Here is a 7,486-nt window from a genome sequence, read left to right on the forward strand (position 1 = left end):
TGAATAATAGAAAAGCCGCTATCATTGATTGAATAGCGGCTTTTTTATTAAAATTAATAGACGACTTTTACAACTGCATTTTTTATATAGTTAAAATAGGTACAGTGCTGCTGGTATTAGTTTCGCGCAGCCTCTGTCGGCGTAGGCACAGCACGCAAGGGAAATTAATACCAGCAGCCTGTGGCATAGAGCGTGCCAGTTTTATTTAGGATTGATTATAAGCGCGCTTTATAGTCACTATTACCATCGTTAATCGTACCAAACACTTCTGCACGATTGACCACTTCATGCGCCCAAGCACGGTGTGTGGCAGGCTCTAACATCGTATTATTATATTTAAATACAGCTTTCGCTTCACTATGGAGTATCGCTTGCGCCTCATCTAGCATACTAAGGGGCACGCAGTAAGCTTGTTGTACCAAAGCAATCTGACTTGGATGAATGACGGTTTTTCCGACCAAACCTAAGCTCACATCGCGAGTCAGCTCTTGCATAAATAGCGTTGGCTGGTCTAAATATTCAAAGACTGGCGCGCTTAGATAAAAACCATGCGGTACAAAACAGCCAAGTAACTGATAGGCAAGAGTACCAATCGGAGTATCGTAGACAATGCTGTCTTTCGGACGGCGCAAACGCAGCGCGGCAAACAGATCATTGCCACCGATACGTAGGGCAAAGACTGGCTGACTAAAGGCTTCTTTAAAGCCAATCGCTAACTCTTGATTATGATGCGGGTTGAATAGGGCTGCAGTCTCTAAGGTCGGCATCAATAACTGGTCAGTACTTACATTCTGACAGGCCATACGCCAATTGGATAAGCTATACATATCGACTTTAGGCATGACGAAGCCATCAATCAGATCAATGTGAGCAAAATCTGCTAGCTGCTGTAGCATGGCCGGATTACGTGGACGTACAAAGACCAATGGTCGCGTCGGCTGCTGGTTTTGCTGCTTTGATTGCTGCTCTGATTGAAGATTAGCTTGTCTGGTTGGCTCATTAATACTATTAACATGTGCCGACCACGTATGGAGCAGTACCTGCAAGCGCTCGAGTGCCAACTCAACATCACTATGGCTAACCGCGTCTTCTAAACAAATGATAATGCTATTAATCGTCGGTAATTTGTCACGCTTAATGACTTGCCAAATGTCTTGGCGAGTGGCTGGCATATAAAGGCTAGCACCAAGTTGATAAGGGTGATGGGTATGCGGCTTGATCATAGCATGACGCTCAGTGATCAGGTGTTCATAAGACTGAGTATAATTATAAAGGCTGGACGTTTTTTCTGACATAGTAGATGTTATCGTAAATAGTAGTGAATGATAGTGCAGGGACAAAAGCGCTGGACGCTTATCCTACTTATGGTTGGCTGTCTGTTGTGCGTTGCTTGATAAGAGTGATGGCTTGGTAGGGGAGTATTTTAGCACCTAACACAGTAATATTAATATCTCGCTGCGCACATAAATGTCGCAATAACACGGTATCGGGATGCTCGGCAGTAGCCAGTAGAATGCGCTCGGGATCGCGGCGTAATATGGCGCGTGTCGCCTCTGCAATCGTCGGCTTGATACGGTTACGATTGGTGATATTGTAGTCTGCAGCCAGCTTATCTATTAAATCAGCAGTCTGATAGCGCGGCTGCTTAAATGTTGGCAAACGTTGCAAAGGTATCGTTAATGCACGTCGTGCTGTATCAATATGATCGATAAACGCTAAGCTATGATCTGCCTCTATTAAATTATCATAAAAAACACTGCGATGTAGACCTGATTGCGGCTCAGTATAAAGACTACGTGAAATCAGTCCCGACACCGTGCTATTTAATAAACCTGATGGGATCAACCAGTCTTCTTCACTAGCAGCTAGCCATGCTACGCCCGCTGGATCAGCGAGTGTAAGTAGCGGGATGGCGTCTTTTCCTTGATGAAAAATATTGGCAAAATTGGGATGGCTAGGGTCACTAAAGACTTCTAAGCTATGAGCAAGCTCTTGATAAATAGCGCCTTTCCCCGTCCAGCCGTCGACGAATACGATAGGGCTGTCTGGGTAAGCGTGTAATATCATTTGTAAAGCGACTGGATCAAGGCCACGATCACGGATGATGCTAATACCGTAATGCACACTGGGCAGAGAGTAGTCGCTATCGGCATCGGCTAACGCACGCTGCAGCAATACTCCAACTGGCAAACCTGCTCGTACTAAGCTAACTAGTACTAGTGGGCGCTTAACATTAATGGTGCTTTCATTTAGAGGGTTTTGAAAAGTATGGTGTAGCGTATAAGCCAAGTTAGCGATATCCGTCGCGGTTCTATTTGTGCCTTGCTCTAATGCCTGCGCGTATAATTGCTCATGCATGGCTGTCGGTGCTTTCTCTAAGGTCAGCATGTCCGAATAATGGCGCTGCCCACTTTGGATCAGTGCTTCTTTTTGGCTGACTGGCACGTCTGTAACTGCGTCTTTATCGACGATACCGAGCAATACGGTTACATCGCTGGCAAGATAGCTGCCTGAGCCGTATTTTTCTAGTTTCTGAATATTAGGATTGGTCATAGGAGGTTTTTACTCGTATAAGCTGCTGTCGTTATTATAATTATTGATATTTAAGAGTTGTTAAGAGCCGAAAATCATTAAGAACTAAGATTGTCATGCAGCTGACCATGATTGGGCATACCGTACCAGTCTAGCAGTTGCAGAAAAGGTAAATCTGCCAGACTGTCACCAAAGCCAAAACTCGGACGCTGACTGTCTAAATGATGGTCTAATAAAAACTGTACCGCATGATGCTTATGAACCGCATGTGGCAGTATCGCGAGATTGTTGGCGTTGACGTGCACATAAAAATCCTGATCAAAATCACGTATTAATGTAGGTAGCTTTTTGGCTAGTTCGACTAACGCTTGATGGTCTTTTTGCGCATGTTTAATAGCTAGATAAATGGTCAGCTCTTCATTAACAGAACCATTATTAAAATTATCAATATGCGGTGTAAATACCAGCTGACTGTTATCGTTTCTACTGTGACCCGCGAATAATTGGCTCAGCTGGTTAAGTTTGTCTTGCAAAGGACTTAGCTGTTCATACATATGCTGTTGCCATGCGCTTAATAGTTCGCCATTAGCTGTCAAAATAATTGCACCATGGGTCAATACTTGCCAACTTTCAAAAGGCAGTTTTACACGTTTGATTTCACTACGATCACGCGCGGTAACTACTATTAACTCAGTGCTAGCAAGTAGCCAATTAAAAAACGTCGCTTGACGTTGGCTCATAAAGCTTAATGGTTCGGCTTGTTTATTTACCGTGGCACACACTAAGCTTTCAGATTCAGCCGTTGGCAAGTCCCATGCATCAATTTTGCGTTGGGTTTGAAATAGGGTATCGTCTAAATCCATTAAGGCGTAAGGTTTGGTAATGTTGGGGTCGCTCTTGAAGAATGGGGTGGTCATAAAAGTGTCCGTAGTAATAGATTTGAAAATCAAAGAATGGCTTAGAGGCTAAGTTAAATCTAAGAACCCACTATCAACACATTATCCAAACCTTGCCACAGGTCATCAACGCTATCGTTTGAGGTCTCCACACACAAGACAATCAAATCCCAATCGCTAGGCTCAACGTTATAAGCAAAGTTAGTCATACCAAGCCCATAATTGTCGCTAAAGCTCATCATCGTTTCAATTCCACCACCAAGTGCAATCGGTGATCGTGTCAAGGCGCTAAACTTCACTGTTTGAATATCGCTATGACTATTGTTCTGTGAGCCAGTATTTTGCTCAAGCCATTCCGCCAATAAAAACGGCAACCACACAAACTCATTACTACCCAATACCAAAATCCGCTCAGGTAATTGCTTTTTATCAAACTGTGCTTGCTCACTAAAACGCGTAAATGCAGTTTGAAACTTCTCCAGATAATTATCAAATCCATCTGTGCTATCTAGCGTTGGGAAGCGTCCCCAATTACCAGTGTTGCCTAATGGCTGACTGCCAGCCTCTGTCGTATCGACCGATGGCATGATAATAGGTTCAGGGTCGGGTGCATCCGTCCATTGCCATGCACCAGACAATAAATGATGACGATGAAAGTCTATATTAGGCAAACGAGTAGATATTGTATCGTCTGCATCAGCTGTACCCTGATTCTGATTTAGGGACCAATCAACCAAAGTGGTGAGATGTACTTGCTCTAATTGTGCGAGTCCAGCATTACGTAGGGCAGTCACGACATTGACGCAAGTATTGCCCGTTGAGGCTTCATCATCGACCATAATAAGCGTCTTGCTAGCAAGTAATTGCTCTTGGGTGACTTTATCAGAGCTTTGATAAATTAAATGTTGGCTGGCATGACTGTGGTCTTCGCTAAAAGTGGTCAACAAAGAGTCGCGGCTTTTGTCATTATTGCCACTATGTTGCGCATGACGCGTAGAGTTTAATAGTAGTGCATTCGGATAGCGCGTTTGTAGCGCTTGATGCACACCAGCAGATAGCCCAACGGCAGTCTCTGCCATACCAATGACCAAAATCGGCTCGGGTAAATCATTAGGTACTAAATTTGCCAAATCAGTAAAAGCACTGCGCATGGTACTAGGTGCGACTGGAATATGACGACCTAAGACTTTTGAGACGAATAGAAATGCGCGTTTGGGGTTTATACGTTGCGCAAAGCTCAATAGTTCTTCTAGTTGATAAGTCGCTTTACTACCTGAAGTATCGTTAAGTTGATAGGTGAGATCAAGATTACCTCGCGGTAAGTTAATAGTGGTGCTGTGTTGCTTATTTGACATTAATATTCCTTTGTACTTTTGATCTTGTATAGTTATAAATTCTATCAATTACAACAGCCATAACGTGCTGCGGCTTTGCTTGCTTAATTATAGTGTAGTCAGAGGTGTAGCTGTCATGAATGACCAACCAAACGAGTTGTCCGAAACGATTTAAGCGTTCGCTAATAGCGCAGATAATAACTGAAATTTCGTCATATAGCGCATATTTTATGAATAGTCACAAAAAGACTTGTAGTGACTCCCGACAGTAGGAAGCCTAAAGCAATATTCGTTGATCATGAATAACGTGATAGTTGGACTTTCACTAGACTGGGTAACAAGTCAGTTCAGCCATAGTTCAACTAGATTTATCCAACAAAAATTAAGTCAAATAAAAACGCTATTTAAGCTATGACCTTTAAACGAAAATCTCTCTCCTATTCTGACTTTAATCATGTATGTCACTATCTCAATGTCATTTATCGGATGATATCACCCTCTATCGGACGATATCGCGTTAAGACTTGCTAGTGTGTATACCTTGAGTAATAATGCTGACGAAATCCTTCTGAGAACTTAGTACTGTTATAGTTTCTCAATGATAAAGAAGGAAACAAAATTTATATTTTTAAACTTAGGATTTTTACCTTTGTTTTCTAGTTTACTTTTCGTTGTCATATAAGTAACCGTTAAGAAGAAATTATTTAAGATACTGATATTATTGATAATTTAGTGTATCTGACTGGTTTTATGTTGCCGATAAGTTATTTGTTTTTTGGACTTATGGAAATAAATAAACGACTGCTAATTAATAGGTAAAGAGCATAGAGTTGATATGTAAGAAGTATAGGTTTGTGGTCCAATAACGATTATGCGACAAAAATTCATCCAAAATATAAGTTACAATATTATCATTAATTACATATTGTAAATATTAAATAAATAGTATAATAAATTCGGGACGATTCTATAAATAATCGTATGCGGTTTATTTTAATTATCAGCTTTGTTTAAATAGCTTGGTATTAGAAAATTCTAGCTATATTTTCAGAAAAAGGAGTGGTCTTTGAAATTTTCTTGCGCATTGGAAACGTCGTCTGAACGCATTCGCCTAGTCAACGTTATTTCACCTCTTATTAAAGCAGGTTATCAACTAGTATCGCAGAAACAAGAACCATCAGAAAATGGTGGAAACATTATTTATGTGGTTGCCAGAAGTCAGGGATCGAAAACGCAAGCTGATTTAGTCGATGACTTATCTTCTATTGCCGGTTGTACATTGTTCAACCTAGAAATTTCTGAAGACGAAGAAACGGTAGCACCGAATAAAAAAGCGTTAGATGAGAAAGCTATTCTAGCGGCTATCGGAGCGCAGTATCCAAATATAGTTGATGTCGTCAAACAATATGAAGAAAGTTTGGCAAGTGATAAGCGTGCTGCTGCATTGCATGAATTGGGTCGCAAGGTCGGCGGCGGTATTTACCAACGCGACTATGCTCTTGGTAGCCCGTTAAAAAGATCGGCGGCGATTAGTCGAGAGCTTGTCCCAGCATTAAAAGACTTTTCTAAAGTGAAAGCAGGTGAGAACGTAATCACATTAATTAGATGTCCATTTTGTGGTCCATCAGATACCAATCATTCAGGTTGCCACTTTGTTGTAGGTTATATAGAAGGATTCTTGACGGCCAACCCTGCAGTAGGGAGAGCGAGCGTTGAGGAAACCAGTTGCGGATCTGGTAGTACCAATATTTGTGAATTTAGCATTAGATAGAAAGTAATCATTCATAGGAAATTAAATTCCTATGAACAATAAATAGTAAACGTATTAAGCACCTCGGTTCAACCAAACCAGCGTTGTCTTATGCTCAGTTTTTATTAAATATGAAGGGTAGAAAAATGATTGAAGTTCAATATGACATGCTTTTGGTGCTTGTTTCATACGCGATTGCAGTATTTGGTTCTTATGTTGGTTTAAACCTTGCTATTCGGGTTCCAGCTGCAAAACCAGGATCAGATCTATATTTTTGGGTAGCGCTATCTTCAATTGCTATTGGTGGCGCAATTTGGTCAATGCACTACATTGGTATGATGGCAGTCGATATGCAGATGCCTGTTACTTATAACATCGGTATGACAATTGTCTCTATGTTGCTTGCAATTGTGTTTGTTGCAGTTGGAATTATTATCGTAGGCCGTGGTACACCAAGCATTGCCAAATTGTTAGGCGGCGGTACACTAACGGGTCTTGGCGTTGCAGCGATGCATTACACTGGTATGGCTTCAATGCAGATGGATGCAACTATGTCGTACAACACGACACTTTTAATTGCCTCAATTGTTATTGCTATCGTAGCCGCTATTGCAGCACTGTGGTTGGCATTTAACCTACGTGGAAATCTACAACGTTTTGGTAGCGCGTTCATCATGGGTATAGCAGTTTGCGGTATGCACTATACTGGTATGGCGGCTATGGAAATGACTCATACAGGTGAAATGATGTCTATGGGTTATAATAATTCAAGCGCGTTTACTTCATCGCTTACTATCTTTGTAGGTTCGGTAATTGTACTGAGCTTGCTATGGGCCGCTGCTTCTTATAACGCACCTAAGAAAGCAACTCTAGTATTTGGCGAGTAACTATTATAGCTATATAATTATAAGCAATTATCACTCCTACAGCTGAGTGAAGAGAGCCATAAAAAAAGGTTTTTAGATTTATATCTA

At 41.4% G+C, this 7,486-nt stretch carries 6 protein-coding genes; 2 read left to right on the forward strand and 4 right to left on the reverse strand.

What is annotated here, in order from left to right; genetic code table 11:
• Window positions 1-215: 215 nt before the first annotated feature.
• The 4 genes from ACTQ9S_RS08015 to ACTQ9S_RS08030 form a co-directional block, all read right to left on the reverse strand.
• Window positions 216-1,295 (reverse strand): HpcH/HpaI aldolase/citrate lyase family protein, encoded by a 1,080-nt coding sequence (locus ACTQ9S_RS08015; RefSeq protein ID WP_068036648.1) that lies wholly within the window; start codon window positions 1,293-1,295, stop codon window positions 216-218.
• A 67-nt stretch (window positions 1,296-1,362) separates the two neighbouring features.
• Window positions 1,363-2,553 carry a cysteine protease StiP domain-containing protein gene (locus tag ACTQ9S_RS08020; RefSeq protein ID WP_440454641.1) on the reverse strand — a complete coding sequence of 397 codons (1,191 nt, stop codon included), beginning with the start codon at window positions 2,551-2,553 and terminating at the stop codon, window positions 1,363-1,365.
• Between the two features lie 77 nt (window positions 2,554-2,630).
• The gene (locus tag ACTQ9S_RS08025) at window positions 2,631-3,449 is read right to left on the reverse strand and encodes an HAD hydrolase family protein (RefSeq protein ID WP_440454642.1); all 819 of its coding nucleotides are present in this window, start codon (window positions 3,447-3,449) and stop codon (window positions 2,631-2,633) included.
• 59 nt (window positions 3,450-3,508) lie between these two features.
• The gene (locus ACTQ9S_RS08030; protein WP_440454643.1) at window positions 3,509-4,783 is read right to left on the reverse strand and encodes a phosphoribosyltransferase domain-containing protein; all 1,275 of its coding nucleotides are present in this window, start codon (window positions 4,781-4,783) and stop codon (window positions 3,509-3,511) included.
• A gap of 1,045 nt (window positions 4,784-5,828) precedes the next feature.
• Between ACTQ9S_RS08030 and ACTQ9S_RS08035 the strand changes: the two genes are divergently transcribed.
• Window positions 5,829-6,533 (forward strand): hypothetical protein, encoded by a 705-nt coding sequence (locus ACTQ9S_RS08035; RefSeq protein ID WP_440454644.1) that lies wholly within the window; start codon window positions 5,829-5,831, stop codon window positions 6,531-6,533.
• Window positions 6,534-6,658: 125 nt separating this feature from the next.
• Window positions 6,659-7,399 carry an MHYT domain-containing protein gene (locus ACTQ9S_RS08040; protein ID WP_068036631.1) on the forward strand — a complete coding sequence of 247 codons (741 nt, stop codon included), beginning with the start codon at window positions 6,659-6,661 and terminating at the stop codon, window positions 7,397-7,399.
• Window positions 7,400-7,486 lie beyond the last annotated feature (87 nt).

It is taken from the genome of Psychrobacter sp. ASPA161_9, assembly GCF_051970275.1.
Classification (GTDB): Bacteria; Pseudomonadota; Gammaproteobacteria; order Pseudomonadales; family Moraxellaceae; genus Psychrobacter.

Excerpts from the sequence above, each read along its gene's own strand:
- ACTQ9S_RS08015 (WP_068036648.1), bottom strand. The coding sequence starts at position 1,295 with ATGTCAGAAAAAACGTCCAGCCTTTATAATTATACTCAGTCTTATGAA.
- ACTQ9S_RS08030 (WP_440454643.1), bottom strand. The coding sequence starts at position 4,783 with ATGTCAAATAAGCAACACAGCACCACTATTAACTTACCGCGAGGTAAT.
- ACTQ9S_RS08020 (WP_440454641.1), bottom strand. The coding sequence starts at position 2,553 with ATGACCAATCCTAATATTCAGAAACTAGAAAAATACGGCTCAGGCAGC.
- ACTQ9S_RS08025 (WP_440454642.1), bottom strand. The coding sequence starts at position 3,449 with ATGACCACCCCATTCTTCAAGAGCGACCCCAACATTACCAAACCTTAC.
- ACTQ9S_RS08040 (WP_068036631.1), top strand. The coding sequence starts at position 6,659 with ATGATTGAAGTTCAATATGACATGCTTTTGGTGCTTGTTTCATACGCG.